Raw genomic sequence first — 17643 nt, forward strand, 5'->3', positions numbered from 1 at the left:
GGCCGCGTCCTCACCAGCGACCCGGAAGTCCGGTAACGCCTCCCGGGCTCCTTCGGCAGGCCGGGCCGAAGGAGCGGCCGAGCACGTGGCGGCGCTGGTCAGTGCGGCCGAGCCGGGGGCGCGGCTGGGGACCAAGGAAGAGCTGCGGAGCCAGTGCGGGGTGTCGGTAGGGACCTTCAACGAGGCGCTGCGCCTGCTGCAGTCCCGGGGGCTGGTCACCGTCAAGCCGGGGCCCGGTGGCGGCCTGTTCAGCGCCGAGCAGTCCCCCATGGTCCGGCTCGGGAACTCCGTCCTGGCCCTCGACGCGCAGCAGAGCGACGTCGCGAACGCCGTGCGGATCCGCGACGCCCTTGACCCCCTGCTGATCGAGGACGCCCTGTGGCACGCCTCGCCCGCCGACATCTCCGGCCTCAAGGACCACATCGCGGCCATGGAAGCGGCCGTGGGCACCGCTGACCCGGTGGCGTTCGTCCACGCGAACTGGCGGCTGCACGCAGCCATCGCGGCGATCAGCCCGAACGCCCTCCTCAGCTCCCTGTACTCCAACCTGCTGGACCTCATCGAGGCCCACACACTGGCGGTGCTACCGGCCAGCGAGGAGCCGCTGGAGCACTACATCGCCCACCGGCACGAACTCCACCGCGATCTCGTCGACGCCCTGGAGCGACGCGACCGTGACGCGGCGCTCCGCCTGATCCGTGAGCACAACACGAGTCTCCAGCCCGAGGAGCCCGCCGCAGAGCGCTGAGCAGGCAACTTCACCCACCACCCCACCCTGAGCCCGGTCCTGTTCCAGGACGGGGCTTTCCCTTTTCACAGCTAGCGGGATTGACAGCCGACCGCACGCCCCCTCAACATCACACCCAATCCACCGCAGCCGGTGAACGCACACGGACGACCCCTCAAGCAACGGTCCGGTCCCCGCGTTCACCGCCGCACCGGAGCATGTCCTCGACGACGCTCAGCGACGCTTCCTCGACGACATCGGCACCCCTTTCCCGCCCCCTGGCCACCAGGCGTCGGACAGCGCCGCTTTATCGACTCGACCACCGCCCTGCCCCTGCCGGACGGTGCCGTGGCGCGCCGCGCATCCAGGCCGCCGAACGGTCGCCGGCGGACCCCGCCTCCCGTGACGATCCGCGAAGTTCTACGCGGCCCCCCGCCGCTTAGCCGCGGACTGCAGTCCGCATCCCTTCCCTGCCCCCGAGGAGTCCACCCATGAACAGCACCCTTGGCATGCCCACATCGAAGAAGCGTCCACGCGTCGCGGTGATCCTCGGGCTCGTCATCCTCTGCATCGAGGGATACGACCTCTTCATCCTCGGCGCCGTCGGACCCTCCCTCCTCGCCCACCCCGACTGGGACGTCACCAAGTCCACACTCGGCCTGCTGGGCAGCCTCACCGCCCTGGGCATGCCGCTCGGATCCATCGCCGCGGGCTGGGCGGGCGACCTCTACGGACGACGCCTGCCCATGATCGCCGGGCTCGCGTGGCTGTCGCTGTGGATGCTGCTCAGCGCGGTCGCCGGCAACCTCGAATTCTTCGCCGCCACCCGCTTCGCCACCGGCATCGGACTGGGCGCCCTCATCCCCCTGGTCACCGCCTACGTCAGCGAATCCGTACCCCCCGCCCGCCGCTCCCTGCAGGTCGGCACCGCGCTCACCGGCGTCGCCATCGGCGGACTCATCACCGGCATCCTGGGCCGCGCCCTGCTCCCGGCCTTCGACTTCCACACCCTCTTCCTCTTCGGCGTCCTCCCGCTCGTCCTCGTCCCCCTCGTGTGGAAGCTGGTGCCCGCAGGCGTCCAGGAGCACCCGGCCGAGGCCGACCGCTCAGGCGAGAGCACCGTGCCGGCCAACCGGCTGGCGCAGCTGATGACGCCACAGCACCGGCGGGCGACCCTGCTGTTCTGGGCGGCGACGTTCACCGGCCTGGTCCTCGTCTACGGAGCAGGCAGCTGGCTGCCGACTCTGATGGTGAATGCCGGATACGACCTCAGCTCGTCGCTGGAGTTCTCCATCACCTTCAACATCGGCGCCGTCGTCGGCACCCTCATCGCGAGCATGATCGCCGACCGGGGGTTCATCAAGGCCGCCACCGTCACCAGCTTCGTCCTCGCCGCCATCGCCATGATCGTCCTCAGCACCCCCCAGCCGCGCCCGGTCCTCCTCCTGGCATCGGCCATCGCCGGACTCGGCGCACTGGGCACCCAGAACCTCATCAACATCTTCGTCGCCCGCTACTACTCCGCCCACCTGCGCGGCACCGGCCTCGGCTTCAGCCTGGGCGTCGGACGCCTCGGCGCGATCGTCGGCCCCAGCTACCTCGCGGCCGCCACCGTCCTGATCACCTCACCCAAGGCCGGGTTCTACGCCTTCGTCATCCCCGCCCTCCTCGGCGCCCTGATGACCAGCCTGTTCAAGTCCCCGCGCCAGGCCAACACCACGGACAAGGACGCGGCAAAGGTGGCACAGCCACTGGTCGGCTGAGTGCAACCGCCCGCCGCCTCCGCACCACCGCGCCCACGCCGTCCGGCCATCGCCCACTCCCACGGAGCCGCACATGCATCCACGTGTCATCCGCCCCCTGCGTACTGCACTGGGCGCATCCCTGCTCGCCTCTGTCCTGGTTGCCGGCCCCGGGACGGCCGCCGCCCAGGACAGAGATGTCGTCACCACGGCCTCCGGACAGCTGCAGGGCACCGTGCCGGACGCCAACGGAGTCAGCGCCTACCACGGCATCCCCTACGCAGCCCCTCCCACCGGAAAGCTGCGCTGGAAGTCCCCCCAGCCCGTGCCGCGGTGGAGCGGCATACGTCAGGCCACCACCCCCGGCCCCGCCTGCTACGGCACCAGCCAGCCCGGCGCACCGGCCACGGCGATGAGCGAGGACTGCCTGACCCTCAACATCTGGACCCCGCCCCGGGACAGCCAGCCCAAGGCGGTCATGGTGTGGCTGCACGGCGGAGGCTTCCAGTTCGGCTCCGGCTCCGACCCCAAATACAACGGAGCCGCCCTCGCCGCCCGCGGCGTGCTCGTGGTCAACGTCAACTACCGGCTCGGCGCCTTCGGATTCCTCGCCCACCTCGACCTCGACAAGGAAGCAGGAGCATCCGGCGGCTACGGACTGCAGGACCAGATCGCAGCCCTGCGCTGGGTCCAGCAGAACATCGCCTCCTTCGGCGGCAACCCCGGCAACGTCACCCTCTTCGGCGAATCCGCAGGCGCCCACGCCGTCGGCCTGCTCATGTCCTCCCCCCAGGCCACCGGCCTGTTCAGCAAGGCCATCGCACAGAGCGGCGCCTTCTGGGACAACCAAACGGGCTCTATCCCCACCCACACCGAAGCCCTCACCCAGGGCGCCGCCCTGGCCACACGGCTCAACACCCCCACCGCCGACGGGCTGCGGGCCATACCCGCCACCCAGCTCCACACTGCGAGCACCACAGCAGCCCCCTTCGGGCCCAGCATCGACGGCCACGTCCTCACCGACTCACCCGCAGCCGTCTTCGCCCGCGGACGCCAACAGCGCGTACCGCTCCTGGCCGGCTACACCGCGGCGGAGAACTTCCCCATCTTCGACCCCTTCGCCCTGCCCCACGCCACCCCCACAGAATTCAGGGCAGCAGCAGAAAAGCTCTTCGGCACCGGCCGCATGCCGGAGTTCAACAGCCTCTACCCCTCCACCACCCAAGCCCAGACGGACGCCTCGGCCGGACAGCTCATCGGGGACATGGCCATCACCGAGCAGACCTGGGAGATGCTCGGACTGCACCAGCGCACCAGCGCCCGCGACGTCTACGCGTACAAGTTCACCTACACCTCCCCGTACTCTCCCGCCGCCGCCCATGTCTCGGACGTGCCGTTCGTCTTCGGCGACCTCCTCCCCCAGTACTTCGCCCCCACAGCACCGGCCGCGACCACCGCTGACCGGACCTTCTCCCACACCGTCATGAGCTACTGGGCCAACTTCGCCACCCGCGGCAACCCCAACGGCACGGGACTGCCCGCCTGGCCCACGTACCAAGGTGCAGGCAGAAGCCTCATGAACCTCAACGCCACCTCGGCAGCGGTCGCCGAACCGGATAGCGCACGGCTTCGCTTCATCGCCTCCTTCCGCGAGAACGGACGGTTCCCCTCCGCTTGGCGCACGGCAACCAACTGAGCCGTCGGCTTCCCACTTCGCGTAGTAGTCGTAGACAGTCTTGTAGGGCGGGACGTGCGGCAGGTACTCCGACGGCATGCCGGTGCGGTTGACGTAGAGGATCTCGCGCAGGTCGTGCACTCGGGCTGCCGTTCCGGGGCCGGTCCGTCTCGCCCGCCAGTTGTTGAAGACAGGTTCGATCAAGGCCCAGCGGGCGTCGGACACGTCACTGCGGTACGGACGACGAACACTCACACTTCACCCAACGACCACCAACGCCGCTAGTCACAAAATCATCCCGGGAGTTCGGTGGTCCCGCGGCGGTGGACTCCCAGCAGGAGTCCGCGGGGTCCGTGCAGGATCGCGCCGACCCGAGCGCGGCGTTCGGCTCCGGCGGGCGGGTCGTGCGCGGACGGCTGCTGGCGGAGGTGCGGCTGTGCGCGCGGTAGAGGCGGACGGAGACCGGATGCAGCGCTGACGAGAATCCGATTGTCACCGGCGCACACGACCCCGACAAATACGTGGAGGTCGGGTCCTTCACCAAGTTCATCACCGAAACCATCCGTCAACAACTGGCTGGACAAGGGGTGCTGACGCCTGACGACCCCGTTGAGCGATGGCTCGGCGCCCCGCCCGGAACTGGGATCACCCTGCGTCATCTGGCGGAGCACACCTCAGGTCTGCCCCGGCTCCCCCTCGTACATCCCGCCGCGACCCGTCCCGGACGTTCACCGACGACCGGCTGCGCGAGCTGTTCACCGGCCTCGACCTGCTCGCCGTCGCCCCCGCGGGACAACGCCAGGAGTACTCCAACCTCGGCTATGCCGTGCTCGGCGCGGCGCTGGCAGCGGCGAGCGGGCAGGAGTACGAGGAGCTCGTCGCCGGACTCGTGTTGTGACCCTTTGGCCTGGCGCCGCACGCCATGAGCGCCACACCGCCGCAGCACAGCCGGCTGCTGCCGACCAGGTGGTTCGGCCGCACGGTGAAACCGTGGACCATGACCGGCGCAGTCCTGCCCGCCGGCGGCCTGTGGGCGACTCCCCGCACGCTGGCGCGCGTGCTGACGGCTCTCGTGCTCGATCGTTCACTTGGAGCCCCGGGGCTCGGATGGCAACGCACGGGGTCGCTGCCCGTGGTCTGGCACAACGGGGCGACAGGCACGGCATCCGTCTTAGCCGGCGCCGTCCCGGACGGGCGCTGGACCGTGGTACAGCGTCTGAGCGGTGACTCCGACGTGACGGATCATGCCGGCCTGGACTACCTGCGCACAGCACAGGCGCAGCCGAAGGAGTGAAGCCGTCTTCGGTCCCAGGAGCAGGACGAGCCCCAGGCCGCTGCCACAGGCGAGCACGACGGCACACCATTGGTGGCGGTCGAGCACTGTCTGTTCCATCCGCAAGGTGGCGGTCAGCCGACCGACCGGGTGGGGTGGACGGTCACGAGACCCTCCCCGTGCGGGATCACGACTCCGCGCTGGTCGTGGCAGTGGCCTGCGGTGAGACGGCGCTGCCGGTTTTCTCGGTCGGGCAGCCGACCCGAGGTGGCGGGCAGCGTGCCGGTATTTCTCCAGAAGGAGTACTACGACCAGCACTTTTCGCTATGCGCTCCGAGGTCGTCGTCGTTGACCCGGCCCGTTGGGCAATGGTTGAGCAATCTTCGTCGGCCGGGTGCGTTGGAAGGCCATCCGGAGTGGGAGACGGCACTCAGGGAGATCGAGGAGCACTGGAACCCGGCGTGGCCGGCGGACTGGCAACGCCACTACGCCGCGCTGCGGGAGTGGGTGCCGACGAAGACCAGGCTCTGCAGCGAGGCGCTGCGTGGTTGCGGCACGGGATCCGGCCGTTTCTGAGGTCGCCCATCAGCCGGGCGGACTCTCCCGTGCAACGTAGTGCCGCCCGGTCGGGGCGGTGTGAGCTGGACAATGACGGCCAACTGCCCCCGGCGGGCTGTTGCGCATGCATCGCACCTGGTCACCGGGTGTACGACGGTTGTAGCTGCAATCGAATCCCTGTGCCACGGTGAGCTGTATGGAGGGGAATCAGCACACCCATACACACGATCAGCACGATCACGGACACCACCACGGTCCTGCCGGTGCGGGCCATGGGCATGACCACGGCGCTCCCCGGCCGGCGCGTCTGCGGCATCAACTCGCGCACCTGGTCACGCCGCACAGCCATCAGGCCGCCGACAAAGTGGACGCGGCGATGGAGACCTCCCGCGGGGGCATGCGGACCCTGTGGATCTCACTGGTCATCCTCGGTATCACCACCGTCGTCCAGGGCGTGATCGTCGCACTGTCGGGGTCGGTGGCCCTGCTCGGTGACACCATCCACAACGCCGCCGACGCACTGACCGCCGTCCCACTCGGTATCGCCTTCCTCCTCGGCCGGCGAGCGGCGAACCGCCGCTACACCTACGGCTACGGTCGGGCCGAGGACCTGGCGGGCATCTTCATCGTCGCGACCATCGCCGCGTCCGCCGCCCTGGCCGCCTACGCCGCCGTCGACCGGCTCCTCAACCCCCGCGACATCACCCACTTGTGGGCCGTGGCCTGCGCCGCCCTGACCGGTTTCATCGGCAACGAATGGGTCGCCCGCTACCGCATCCGCACCGGCCGACGCATCGGCTCCGCTGCCCTGGTCGCCGACGGCCTGCACGCCCGCACCGACGGCTTCACCTCCCTCGCAGTCCTGCTGGGAGCCGGCGGCGCCGCCCTCGGCTGGCGCGCCGCCGACCCCATCGTCGGCCTGCTCATCACCCTCGCCATCCTCACGGTCCTCAAGGACGCCGCCCGCGAGGTCTACCGGCGCCTGATGGACTCCGTCGACCCTGCCCTCGTCACCACCGCCCACACCGCCCTGCAAAGCGTCGACGGCGTCCTCGACACCGGGCAGGTACGGATGCGGTGGATCGGCCACGCCCTGCGCGCCGAAGCCGACATCGTCGTGGACGCCGAGTTGACCGTCGTCCAAGCCCACCACATCGCTGTCGCCGCCGAACACGCCCTCATCCACGCGGTACCCCGGCTGACCGCCGCAACCGTGCACACCGACCACACCCCCGTCGAAGGAGACCCCCACGCCACCCTCGACCACCACACCGAACACCCGGCGCGCGCGGCCCGGCTCGCTGTCAGTGGCCGCTGAAAGGATCACCGGATGACGAACTCCGCCGCCATCAGCGCCTACTGGGACGCCGCCGCCGACGCCTTCGACGAAGAACCCGACCACGGACTGACCGCCGAGCGCACCCGCGCCGCCTGGGCATCCCGCCTGAGTTCCTGGCTGCCGAGCACCCCCGCGAGCGTGCTGGACGTGGGGTGCGGCACCGGATCCCTGTCCAAGCTCATCGCCGAAGCCGGCCACCAGGTCACCGGCGTCGACCTCGCACCGAAGATGGTCGAACAGGCGCAGGCGAAGCCGCGGGCGGCCAGCCTGGAGGGCCGGTTCCTGGTCGGCGACGCCGCCAACCCGCCCACCGGCGAGAAACGGTACGACGTCCTGCTCTCCCGGCATCTGGTGTGGACCCTGCCCGACCCCAAGGCAGCCCTTCGCGAGTGGACCGCTCGGCTCCGCCCCGGCGGCCTGCTGATCCTGTTTGAAGGCCGCTGGCGCGAAGCCGGACAGAGCGGCGTCCCCTACGTCGCCGGCGCCGACACCCTGCCCTGGCGCGGCGGCATCACCGTCGAAGATCTCACCGCCGCCGTACGCCCGCTCGTCGTTGACGTGCGCGTTGAGGACCTCAGCTACGACCCCGACCTGTGGGGCGGGCCGGTCACCGACGAACGCTACGCGCTCATCGCTCGCATCTGACCAACCTCGCTGCAGCCCGGTGACCGGGCATCACCGGCGCTGGGCTGCAGCAGTCCCGTCTCCTACGACTCCGCCACTCAAGCAGCTCGGAACGGCTACTGATGGAGATGACCCCGCGGAGTGATCACTGGGCAGCTCCAGCATTGCTTGCCAACAAGCGTGCCGAGTTACCAACTGTTCTGCGTGGTCACAGCCCGCCAGGCGCTGTGGCCGTCGAGCGGGCGCCAACTCTGTCCACAGGCAGGCTTTTCCGTCGTCTGGGGTGATCCCCCAACCGCTCTGCGGTTGAGGGCAGGTCATTGCGCAATGGAAGGGACGGTGGTCGTGGCGCGCTTAGGGCTCTCAGCGAGACACCGAGAGAGGTGGACACGCACTTCGCCGCGTTAACCCCGTGGTCACAGGCAGGATGCAGGTCGCCAGCAGGGTGCCGAAGAGGGCCAGGCGCTCAGTGGTCAGGGACAGACGGGGCATGGGGGAGTTCTCCTGATCTCGGTTCGAGTAGAGGGGGAGGCGGGCCGTCTCGTGCCGATGCTGCGGTCTTTGATCAGACGAGGAAGAAGCCGCTGCGGTCGTCGAAAGAGGCGCATCCCGGGCTGTGCAGGGGGTGCGCCTCTTGGCTTGTGTGATCACCCGTTGTCCGGGTGGAGCGGGCTCTGCAGGATGCTGGAGGGTGCGTCGGCTTGTGACGGAGTTGGCGCACCCGGGACGGCCTGCCCTAGGCAGTTTTGTTTGGATCAGTCGGTCGTTAGTCCGGGTGTGCGGTTGACTGACCTGCAGTGGGCGCGGATTGAGCCGTTGCTCCCGGACCGAACGCCGAAGCGAGGTGGCCGCTGGCGGGACCACCGCGAGGTGATCGACGCGATCGCCTACAAGTTCCAGACCGGAACGCAGTGGGTTCACCTGCCGGAGAAGTATGGCAACTGGCGAGGTGTCTACAACCGGCTGCGGATGTGGGCCGTGGACGGCACCTGGGAGCGGGTGTTCACCGCTTTGGTGGCCCAGGCCGACGCGGACGAGGACCTGAGCTGGGCCGTGTCGGTGGACTCCACGATCGTGCGGGCTCACCAGCACGCGGCCGGGGCCCGTAAAAGGGGGCCCCGGCCGGCGAACCCGGCGACCACGCCATCGGCCGGTCCCGCGGCGGACTGACCACGAAGATCCACCTCGCTGCCGATGCCCGCTGCCGACCTCTGGCGTTCGTTCTCACCGCGGGCCAGGCCGGTGACGCACCCGCTTTCACCGATGTCATGGCCCGTCTGCGCGTTCCTCGTCGGCGAGGACGGCCCCGCACCAGGCCGGACCTGGTCCTGGCCGACAAGGCGTACTCCTCCCGAGCGATCCGCGAGCACCTGCGCAAGCGCGGCATCCGGGCAGTGATCCCCGTCCCCGCTGACCAGCGCGCACACCGGCTACGTCGGGGCAGCCGCGGTGGCAGGCCACCGGCCTTCGACCGCGAGACCTACAAGCAGCGCAACACCGTCGAGCGGTGCATCAACCGCCTGAAGCAGTGGCGAGGCATCGCCACCCGCTACGAGAAGACCGCCACCATCTACCTGGCCGGACTCCACATCGCAGGCATCTTCCTCTGGTCCGCCCGGTGATCCAAACGAAACGGCCTAAGTCTGGCGGTGCACGCACGGGCTAGCGCCGCTTCCGCTTCGTAGTCCCGCGCGAGACGGCGGTGTTCCATCAGTCAGCCGAAGGTCCGCTCGATCACCCTCCGTTGGGGCAGCGGCTCGAAGCCTTTCGTCTGAGTCCGTTGCACGACCTCGACGTCGATGCCGTAGCAGGCGCCGTTATTGAAGTTGCTGCTCTGGAGCCACCGTCGGCCCAGACTTGGTGACACTGGGGTGGTGCGCCGCCAGGTCGTCGAGCAGATGCTTCCCGCCGGATGGTGTCGTGGACGTTCGCGGCGGTCGCCAGGACGGCCAGGACCAGGCCGAGGGTGTCGGTGATCAGGTGCCGTTTGCGGTCACCGACGGCGGAGTGCGATCGGTGCAGGCTGCAAAAGTGCTCGCGCCAGGAGCGCACGCCCGCCGTTGTGCGGAGCGCTGGCCTCGTACAGCGGCGGATTCGGGGGATCGTCGCAACACGTGATCACTGACGTGTGGTGGCGAGCAGTGCATGCAGGCGCTGGAGCGTTTTGAGTGGGCCGTTGTTGAGTTCGGCAGCAGCAGCGTCCAGCTCCTGGCGGCTGCACCCGGCCGATGCGTCTCCAGTTCCTCAACCACGAGCTCACGTTGAAAACAGGTCAACCTCATACAGGGCGCCTTGACGGGGTGCGGAACTCGGGCCCTACTTGTCGGTGCTCACGGCATAATGCCGATCAAAGGGGACCTAATGGGAAAGATCACGCGATCGAGGCGGACTGTCACGCTGGCGGTTGCCGCCGTCGTCGGCCTTGCCCTTCCGGGAGGTGCGGGTGCGGCGGATGGCTCGCCCCAGCTCATGACGAACTCGGCCTGTAACGACGGCAAGGCGACAACGTTCGAAAACGTGGTCATCCGCACCGATACCAGTACCAGTGCCGCTGTCGTGACCACTGCCCTGAAGGGGCAGACGTGGGCCTGTGGCATAAATAGCGTCATTCTGGGCGGCCGGTATACCGCTTGCGGGACATCGAACGGCAACGGTTGGTTCTACGTCTACAACGCCAACTACGCGGGCTATAGCGCGTCAGCTTGTTGGGGATGACGCTACCCGCGTGACACCTCCCACCGCCGAGAGGCGCATTCCGGCGGTCGTCGCGTCACTGTGATCAACTGGCTGTCTCCAGGAGCTTTGCGAGGCGCTCGGCTGGGGTGTCCCAGTCGAGCGTTTTGCGTGGTCGGCTGTTGAGTTCGGCCCGACGGCGTCCAAGTGCGCACGAGTGTGGATGGCCAGATTGGTGCCCTTGGGGAAGTCCTGGCGGAGCAGGCCGTTGGTGTTTTCGTTCGAGCCGCGCTGCCACGGGCTGCCGGGGTCGCAGAAGTAGACCGGGACGTTGGTGGCCATGCTGAAGCCGCGGTGGGCGGCCATCTCGGTGCCCTGATCCCAGGTCAGAGATCGCCTCAGATCGGGTGGCAGGGGGCCGATCGTGGCGATGAGGGCGTCGCGCACGGCTGCTGAGTTGTAGCCGTCGGGCAGGTGGACGAGCAGCAGATAACGGGTGCTGCGCTCGACCAGAGTGGCGATCGCGGAGTGATTCCTGCGGCCGAGGATCAGGTCGCCTTCCCAGTGCCCGGGGACGGCCCGGTCGGCCGCCTCCGGTGGCCGTTGGCTGATCATGACCTTGTCCTTGACTGACCGGAAGCGCCGACGGTCGGCCAGGCGACGAGGGAGCCGTCTGGCACCTCCGGTGCGCAGAGTTCGGGTCAGTTCACGGCGGAGTTCTGTGCGGCCTTGGGTGTAAAGGGCCTGGTAGATGGTCTCGTTGCTCAGGTGCATGTCTGGCCGATGGGTGAAGCGTCTGCGCAGAGCGTGGCAGATCTGCTCCGGACTCCAGCGCAGGCTCAGGTGCGACGGGATGAAGTCGTGCAGCTCCGGGTTCTGGCCGATCTTACCGGGCTTGGGGCGAGGCCGGCGGGCGTCGGCGCGACGCTGGGCGGTGTAGGGCCGGTAGTGCCAGCGGCCATCGGCAAGGAGGGTGCCGTAGCGGCGGACTTCGCGGCTGATCGTCGATGGGCTGCGGCCCAGTTCGACGGCGATCGCCCGGATCGTGGCCTTCTCCAGCAACCGGTCGGCTATGTGGACGCGGTCGGCCTCGCGGAGATAGCGCGAGGGATCGCTCGATTCATCGACAGGTGCCACATTGAGCGGTGGATAGGCCTTGATCCGACCCGAGGCACCTCGCCCGTTGCGCCAACGTTCGCCGGTGCGGGTGCTGATGCCGACGGCCCTGGCAGCCTCGACAAAAATCATTCCTTGATCCACAAGCAGGAAGTATGTCTCCCGCTCTTGGACCAACGGCCTGTTGCCCTGGGGCCTTCTCTTCTCACGAAATTCGACGTCCATCGCCACCTCTGAGCCGAGGTGTTGCAACGATCGCTAGAACCCAGACTCGTCGCCGAGGCCGCGGCGAACAACAAGCCGGGGTACAACGACCAGTACGACATCGCCGACCGCGGCGCGCAGGTCACCGACCTCGTGGCGGAAGCCCAGGACGTGCTGGCCGCCACCGCGACCCTCGCCGCCGGCGCGACCGTCCTCACCGTGATCCACCCGATTCTCCTGCCTCTGCTTCTCCTGGCGTGCCTGTCGCAGGCCGCCGCTTATGTGCGCGCAGCCCGCGTGGTGTACCTCGCGAGCTTGGCGACGTCGGGGGGCCGGCGGATGCTGCACAAGCTGCGCTGGCACATGTCCTACATGGAGTCCAGCGAGGAGATGCGGGCCTGCCTGGCCGGCCCGTTCCTCCTCAACCGCTACCGGCGCCTGGCCGCCTCTGTCAACGTCTCCGAGCGCGAGGCCGCGAACACCGGTGCCTGGATGGGCCTGGCCGGTGCGGCGGCCGGCGGAGTCGCCTCGGCCGCGGTCTGGGCGACCCTGCTGTGGCTCCTGGTCTCCGGCCGGATGGACCTGGCGGCGGGCGGCGGCGCGGTCTTCGCCCTGCAGACGGCGACCGGCTCCGTACGCGGCATCATCAACGGCGGGGCCCGGCTGGTGCGCACCGGCTGGTACGTGCAGGACTGGCAGAACTTCATCGACAACGCGCACGGGCAGGCGATGGTGGCCTCGCGCGGCTCCGAGGTACTGCCGGCGCCGCCGGAACGATTCGAGGTCCGCGACGTCACCTACCGGTACGACGGTGCGGAGAAGGACAGCCTGGCCGGGGTGTCGCTGAAGGTACGACGCGGGGAGATCGTGGCGCTGGTCGGGGAGAACGGGTCGGGGAAGACGACGCTGTCCCGGCTGATCTGCGGGCTGCTGCTGCCGACCTCCGGGGAAGTTGCCTGGGACCACACGACCACCGCGCGGCTGGAGCCGTGGGAGGCGTGGAAGCACGTAGCGGTAGCACCGCAGCGGTTCACCTGCCTGCCGCTGACGCTGCGCGACAACGTCACCCTGGGGCAGGGCGACACCAGCGACGCCGCGCTCATGGCGGCCTGCGAGGCGTCTGGCGCCGCGGACATGCTGCCTGCCCTCCGTTCCGGCCTCGACACCCTCCTGACCAGCGAGTGGTTCGGCGGCCACCAGCTGTCCGGCGGGCAGTGGCAACGCGTCATCCTGACCAGGGCCTTTCACCGGAAGGCCGAGCTGCTGGTGATGGATGAGCCCACGGCCGCGCTCGACGCCCGTGCTGAGCACCACGTCTTCACCGGCCTGCGGAACCTGGCCAAGGACCGCGCCATCCTTCTGATCACGCACCGGCTCGCCAACGTCGCCGTGGCCGACCGGATCGTCGTCCTCGACCAGGGCCGCCTCGTTCAGGAAGGCACGTACGCGCAGCTCACCCGCGAACCCGGGCTCTTCCGGACCCTGTCTGAACTGGAGCAGCGCACCGGCGGCGCGCCCGATCCGACCTGATCCCCCGCCCGCAGTCCTGAACCGACTCCGGCCGTCCGCCAACGGCCGGGGTCGGCCGACCCGCCGGCCTGGTCGGCCCATCCGGCACCCGACGACCAACCCGACCGACAACCCCGGGAGGAACCGTGTTCCCCGATCTCACCGCATCTGATGGCGGTGTGCCCTGCCGCTCCGCCGTCCCGCGCCCGGGCGCGAGGTGTGCCGGATGAGCCCGACGAAGCCGCTGGCCGCGGCCCTGAAGCGTTGGGCGGAACAACGGATCGGCCCCGTCGTGTCCGTCCGCGACGCCTCGCACAACTGGGACCGCTCCCGGGTGTAGGACTTGGAGGGCGAACGCGGGGTGCACCACTACCTGAAGGTCTCGCCTCGGCGAAGTTCTTCACCCGTGAGAGCCGGGCCTACCGTCATATCGTCCCCGCCCTCGGACACACCCGGGCGCCCCACCTCATCGACAGCCTCGCCCAGGACCTGGCCCTGCTGCTCACCGCGGCCCCCGGCGCCCCAGCGAAGGAACTCGGCTTCGGCGCCGCCGGGTGGCGGACCGTGCACCAGCAGGCCGGAGCGCTCTGCGCCCGGCTCCACGAGGCCGGGCCTCTCGACTGCGGCGACCGGGGGGAGGCCGAAGCCTCCTTGTCCGCCGCCGCTGACGGAGCGGAGAAGTACCTGACTCGCGCCGGGGACCGGCTCAACCAGGACGAGCAGCAGCTGATCCGGGACCACGCCGCCCGTCTTCGCCGCGCTGGCCCGGTGCCCATCGGCTACATCCATGGCGACAACCAGCCGATTCATTAGGCAAGCGGTGTGTCGGATTACGTGTTGTCGGGGCCCACACAACTATCTCCGCGGTCATCGTCGCCCTAGCCTCGCCTCGGTAGGCATCTCCTCGCCTAGTGAGGCCAGCAGGAAGCGCGCGCCTGCTGTCGGCCGAGGCAGGCTTCATGACGGTCGGCATTAGAGGCCAGAGCGGTGAAGCCATTGGCTGAGGAAGCGAGCGAGGTGGTGGTTGTTCAGTTCCATGGCCATCAGGTGCCCGTTGCCGTGGATGCCGTGTTCGGCCAGGCGTGCATGAGACACCGGTACCCCTGCGCGTTGGAGGTAGTTGGCCGTCAGGTGGTCGTAGGTGGCGTGGTAGGACGCCTCCCCGGTGACGAGGAGCACGGGGATCTGCGCCAGGTTGACCAGCGGGCGGGGTGCGCTTTCCGCCAGACCGGCCGGATCAGCCGGTCCGTCGATTGCCGGGCCATAGTCGAGCGGAGTGGCAGTGATGCCGTAAGGCCGGACCTTCGGTCCGTGAGAGTCGGCCGCGGTGACGTCGCGGAACGGGGGGCCTTTCGGCTCCAGGGCCACGATCGCCCGGACGAGGTCGGGGCGTTGGTCGGCGATGTGCCAGCCCAGGGGGCCGGACTGGGAGTGGGTGAGGAGGTAGGCGGGTCCGATGCGCTCCAGAAGGGCGGCGCCGGCCGCGCGCGTGGCTGTCTCGGTGACTGTTGGGTCCACCAGGTGCCCGACCTGGCCGGCGTAGAAGGCATCGAAGACGGGATCTCCGATGCGACCGGTGCCGGGCCACTGGGTGTGGAGCTTGGACTGGGGCCATCCGTCATGGTCGGCGGTGGCGGTGAAGGCCCATTGGAGCAGTTCCGCACTGTGGTGAGTGAGCGGCCCATGCACCGGTTCGTAGTAGCGGGAGCGTCCGATGCCGGGCTGGTCCATGAGGTAGACCGTGTGGCCCTGGGCGGCCAGGAGTTCCGCGAGTCCGGGTCGCCCGTCGGGTGTCTCCAGGAAGGTCGCGCTGGTCTGGGCGGCACCGTGGATCATGACAATCGGCGGTTGGCCGGAGAGGCCGGTACCGAGGCGGTGGACGTGGCACTGTCCGACCATGGTGTGGGTGCCGTCACCGGTTTGGACGTACTGTCCTCCGACGTACATGTGGTGAGTGGAACGTTCGTTCACGAGCGGGCTCCGTTCTGCGTCCGTCGTCTCAGTTCACATCGGTGCGCTCTGCGCGGTCCGGCAGCGCAGGGTCGATCTTGGTGGTGGCCCTGCGGCGTGTGCGGGAGACCTGGCCGAGGGCGAACAGGGCAAGGGCGGCGACGAGTGCGGTGTCGATGTAGAAGGAGGGCCAGCCTCCGAAGTCGATCAGTGCGCCGACCAGTGCCGGGCCGAAGGTCCAGCCGGTGGCGTTGCCGACGCCGAACAGGGCGGTGTAGGTTCCCAGGACTTTGGCCGAGGGGGCGAGGTCCCACAGGACGACCACGGCGTTGACGGCGAAGGCTGTGTATCCGATGGCGGCGAGCACGACGGCGATGCTTGTCCCGGCGGGGGTGCGCAGGGTGGCGCCGATCAGCATGGCGACGATGAACAGCATCAGGCCCCAGCGAATGACGCGGACGCGGCCGACTTTTCCGGCGAGCAGTGCGACGGGGAAGGCGGCGAGGATGAAGGCGATGCCGCCCGGCAGGCTGAGTCCGCCGGCTTCGCCCTTGGTGAGGCCGAGGACTTCGGTGCCGTATGGGGTCAGCAGGGTCCGGGACGCCGACCATGCTCCAGTGGCCAGGAAGATGGTGAGCAGCATCCATACCCGGCTGCGGTTGCGGTCCAGGATGAGTTCTTTCAGTACCACACGCAGCGCGCCTGAGGTTCGGGTCTGTTCGGGTGTGGGGTCGGCGAGGGCGTCCTGATAGGCGGGTGAGCGGCTTTCGTTGACGGTCAGGGCCAGGACGAGGACGGCCAGGAGCATGAGTGCGGCGGGGACGGCGAAAGCGGCTTTGAGGTTGCGGTCGACGAGCAGGACGCTCACGAGGGAGGAGACCACGACGGTGAGGGCGGCGGCGATCCTGATCAGCGCATTCGCCTTGCTGCGGTGTTCGGAGGCGACGAAGTCGGGCATCAGCGCTTCCGATATGGGGCGGTAGCAGTTGGCGACCAGTGCGTAGAGGAACATCACGCCGAGCAGGGCGGGGAGCGACGTGGCGAAGGGCAGGGCGAGGAAGAGTCCGGCCGCCAGCGGCGTGAGGGCGACGATGTAGGGGATGCGGCGGCCCCACCGGGTCCTGGTGCGGTCGGAGCGGTTGCCCATCCAGGGCTGGACGAAGATGCCGAGGGCGTTGTCCAGGCCCATGAGGAGGCCGACCACGGCGGCGCTGGAGACGTAGTCCCGGACCAGGGGCGGCACCTGCGCGTCGTAGAAGTTCCAGGTGGATTCCTGGGCGAAGACTGCCAGGGAGATGAGCGCTGGAACCCGCCAGTTGAAGCGATTGTCGCTGGTGGGAGTGGCCTTGCTGGGTGCGGTGCGGCTCGGCATTGAGAGCTCCGGGGGTAGGGCAGCGCCTCGCTCTATTATGCAGCAAGTTGCAGGGAGGTTAGTTTTGCTATTTGCGATGCGGCGATCGTGTAGGATCACGGCATGATGGTCAAGGTCCTGGGTGAACTGAAAAACGAGTCGCTGGCCGACCGCGCCTATGACGCCCTGCGCGAGGCCATCGCGGTGGGGGAGCTCGAACGCGGCGCCCGCATCACCGAACGCGGTCTCGCCGCCATGCTGTCCGTGAGCGCGACCCCCGTCCGCGAGGCGCTGCGACGCCTGGAGCAGGACGGGCTGGTGGAGAGGGCCGGGCCGAAGACTCTGCGCGTCGCGGAGATGCCGCCCTCCACTCCGCAGGAGATGGCGGAGGTGGAGGCGGCACTGCGCGGCCTGGTCGCACGCTTCGCCGCGGGCAAGGCAACCGATCGTCAGCTGGACGATCTGGATACCCTGCTGGACAGGGCCGACGAGATCGCCGTGACCATCGAGCAGCGGCGCGAAGCGGGCCTACCCGTCGAGTCGCAGGTGCGTGCACTGATGCTGGTCCTGCGCTCGTTCGACGCCGCGATCGAAGCCTGCTGCGGAAATCCGGCGCTCATCCGGCTGCTCGTCCAGACCAGGGCGTTCACGCCCCAGGAGCGGATCCAGCGGACGATCGAGCGGCTGGACGACGCCGGCTTCCACGGGGCGGACCGGTACACCGAGCACCGCCGCCTCGTGCAGGCCCTGCGCGCCCGGGACGCCGCAGGGGCCGAGGAACTGGCCCGCGGCCACGTGGCACAGACCCTCGCCGATCTGACGGCCGAGAAGCCGCAACCCTAAGCGGGGCACTCAGCAGCCCGTCTGCCCCCGGGCCGCGCCCGGGGGCAGACGCATGCCGG

The 17643-nt window shown here is 69.1% G+C and carries 14 protein-coding genes and 4 pseudogenes; 14 read left to right on the forward strand and 4 right to left on the reverse strand.

Annotated elements, in window-relative coordinates; genetic code table 11:
* Positions 1-85: 85 nt before the first annotated feature.
* From AC069T_RS21045 to AC069T_RS21055, 3 genes are all read left to right on the forward strand, one after another.
* Complete coding sequence (locus AC069T_RS21045) at positions 86-748, forward strand: FadR/GntR family transcriptional regulator (RefSeq protein WP_478784199.1); 663 nt, start codon at positions 86-88, stop codon at positions 746-748.
* A gap of 470 nt (positions 749-1218) precedes the next feature.
* Positions 1219-2490 (forward strand): MFS transporter, encoded by a 1272-nt coding sequence (locus AC069T_RS21050; RefSeq protein ID WP_478784200.1) that lies wholly within the window; start codon positions 1219-1221, stop codon positions 2488-2490.
* A 73-nt stretch (positions 2491-2563) separates the two neighbouring features.
* The gene (locus AC069T_RS21055) at positions 2564-4165 is read left to right on the forward strand and encodes a carboxylesterase/lipase family protein (RefSeq protein ID WP_478784201.1); all 1602 of its coding nucleotides are present in this window, start codon (positions 2564-2566) and stop codon (positions 4163-4165) included.
* Here AC069T_RS21055 and AC069T_RS21060 read toward each other — a convergent pair.
* Positions 4166-4399 (reverse strand): annotated as a pseudogene (locus AC069T_RS21060) (transposase); the annotation flags it as partial. It lies immediately after the preceding gene.
* A 266-nt stretch (positions 4400-4665) separates the two neighbouring features.
* Here AC069T_RS21060 and AC069T_RS21065 point away from each other — a divergent pair.
* The 8 genes and pseudogenes from AC069T_RS21065 to AC069T_RS21100 all read left to right on the forward strand — a co-directional run.
* Positions 4666-4782, forward strand: a pseudogene (locus AC069T_RS21065) (serine hydrolase); the annotation flags it as partial.
* A complete protein-coding gene (locus AC069T_RS21070) occupies positions 4761-5042 on the forward strand; it encodes a serine hydrolase (RefSeq protein WP_478784202.1) in 282 nt (93 codons plus the stop codon). The pseudogene AC069T_RS21065 and the gene AC069T_RS21070, both read left to right, overlap by 22 nt.
* 24 nt (positions 5043-5066) lie before the next feature.
* A complete protein-coding gene (locus tag AC069T_RS21075) occupies positions 5067-5438 on the forward strand; it encodes a hypothetical protein (protein ID WP_478784203.1) in 372 nt (123 codons plus the stop codon).
* A gap of 378 nt (positions 5439-5816) precedes the next feature.
* Positions 5817-5993 (forward strand): hypothetical protein, encoded by a 177-nt coding sequence (locus AC069T_RS21080; protein ID WP_478784204.1) that lies wholly within the window; start codon positions 5817-5819, stop codon positions 5991-5993.
* 178 nt (positions 5994-6171) lie between these two features.
* Positions 6172-7293, forward strand: a complete 1122-nt coding sequence (locus AC069T_RS21085; RefSeq protein ID WP_478784205.1) for a cation diffusion facilitator family transporter — start codon at positions 6172-6174, stop codon at positions 7291-7293.
* Between the two features lie 12 nt (positions 7294-7305).
* Complete coding sequence (locus tag AC069T_RS21090) at positions 7306-7959, forward strand: class I SAM-dependent methyltransferase (protein ID WP_478784206.1); 654 nt, start codon at positions 7306-7308, stop codon at positions 7957-7959.
* 756 nt (positions 7960-8715) lie between these two features.
* Positions 8716-9560, forward strand: a protein-coding gene (locus tag AC069T_RS21095; RefSeq protein WP_478784207.1) for an IS5 family transposase whose coding sequence is annotated in 2 segments (ribosomal slippage) — positions 8716-9046 and positions 9046-9560 — 846 coding nt in all. Because the reading frame shifts where the segments join, the coding sequence is not laid out codon by codon here.
* Positions 9561-10299: 739 nt separating this feature from the next.
* A complete protein-coding gene (locus AC069T_RS21100; protein ID WP_478784208.1) occupies positions 10300-10653 on the forward strand; it encodes a hypothetical protein in 354 nt (117 codons plus the stop codon).
* A 64-nt stretch (positions 10654-10717) separates the two neighbouring features.
* Here the strand turns inward: AC069T_RS21100 and AC069T_RS21105 are convergent.
* Positions 10718-11952 (reverse strand): annotated as a pseudogene (locus AC069T_RS21105) (IS30 family transposase).
* A gap of 33 nt (positions 11953-11985) precedes the next feature.
* Here AC069T_RS21105 and AC069T_RS21110 point away from each other — a divergent pair.
* Both AC069T_RS21110 and AC069T_RS21115 read left to right on the forward strand, forming a co-directional pair.
* Positions 11986-13461, forward strand: a pseudogene (locus AC069T_RS21110) (ATP-binding cassette domain-containing protein); the annotation flags it as partial.
* 630 nt (positions 13462-14091) lie between these two features.
* Positions 14092-14253, forward strand: coding sequence for a hypothetical protein (locus tag AC069T_RS21115; protein WP_478784209.1), 162 nt, complete (start codon positions 14092-14094; stop codon positions 14251-14253).
* A 159-nt stretch (positions 14254-14412) separates the two neighbouring features.
* On the opposite strand, the gene AC069T_RS21120 is transcribed toward AC069T_RS21115, so the two are convergent.
* Positions 14413-15411, reverse strand: coding sequence for an alpha/beta hydrolase (locus AC069T_RS21120; RefSeq protein ID WP_478784210.1), 999 nt, complete (start codon positions 15409-15411; stop codon positions 14413-14415).
* Positions 15412-15439: 28 nt separating this feature from the next.
* Entirely contained in the window at positions 15440-16762 is a 1323-nt protein-coding gene (locus tag AC069T_RS21125; RefSeq protein ID WP_478784211.1) for an MFS transporter, read from the reverse strand.
* Positions 16763-16864: 102 nt separating this feature from the next.
* Here AC069T_RS21125 and AC069T_RS21130 point away from each other — a divergent pair, with 102 nt between their 5' ends.
* A complete protein-coding gene (locus AC069T_RS21130) occupies positions 16865-17584 on the forward strand; it encodes a GntR family transcriptional regulator (RefSeq protein WP_478784212.1) in 720 nt (239 codons plus the stop codon).
* The last annotated feature ends 59 nt before the right edge of the window (positions 17585-17643 follow it).

This window comes from Streptomyces sp. NPDC043867 (assembly GCF_056435845.1).

Excerpts from the sequence above, each read along its gene's own strand:
- AC069T_RS21085 (WP_478784205.1), top strand. The coding sequence starts at position 6,172 with ATGGAGGGGAATCAGCACACCCATACACACGATCAGCACGATCACGGA.
- AC069T_RS21100 (WP_478784208.1), top strand. The coding sequence starts at position 10,300 with ATGGGAAAGATCACGCGATCGAGGCGGACTGTCACGCTGGCGGTTGCC.
- AC069T_RS21050 (WP_478784200.1), top strand. The coding sequence starts at position 1,219 with ATGAACAGCACCCTTGGCATGCCCACATCGAAGAAGCGTCCACGCGTC.
- AC069T_RS21130 (WP_478784212.1), top strand. The coding sequence starts at position 16,865 with ATGATGGTCAAGGTCCTGGGTGAACTGAAAAACGAGTCGCTGGCCGAC.
- AC069T_RS21070 (WP_478784202.1), top strand. The coding sequence starts at position 4,761 with ATGGCTCGGCGCCCCGCCCGGAACTGGGATCACCCTGCGTCATCTGGC.
- AC069T_RS21090 (WP_478784206.1), top strand. The coding sequence starts at position 7,306 with ATGACGAACTCCGCCGCCATCAGCGCCTACTGGGACGCCGCCGCCGAC.
- AC069T_RS21075 (WP_478784203.1), top strand. The coding sequence starts at position 5,067 with ATGAGCGCCACACCGCCGCAGCACAGCCGGCTGCTGCCGACCAGGTGG.
- AC069T_RS21125 (WP_478784211.1), bottom strand. The coding sequence starts at position 16,762 with ATGCCGAGCCGCACCGCACCCAGCAAGGCCACTCCCACCAGCGACAAT.
- AC069T_RS21055 (WP_478784201.1), top strand. The coding sequence starts at position 2,564 with ATGCATCCACGTGTCATCCGCCCCCTGCGTACTGCACTGGGCGCATCC.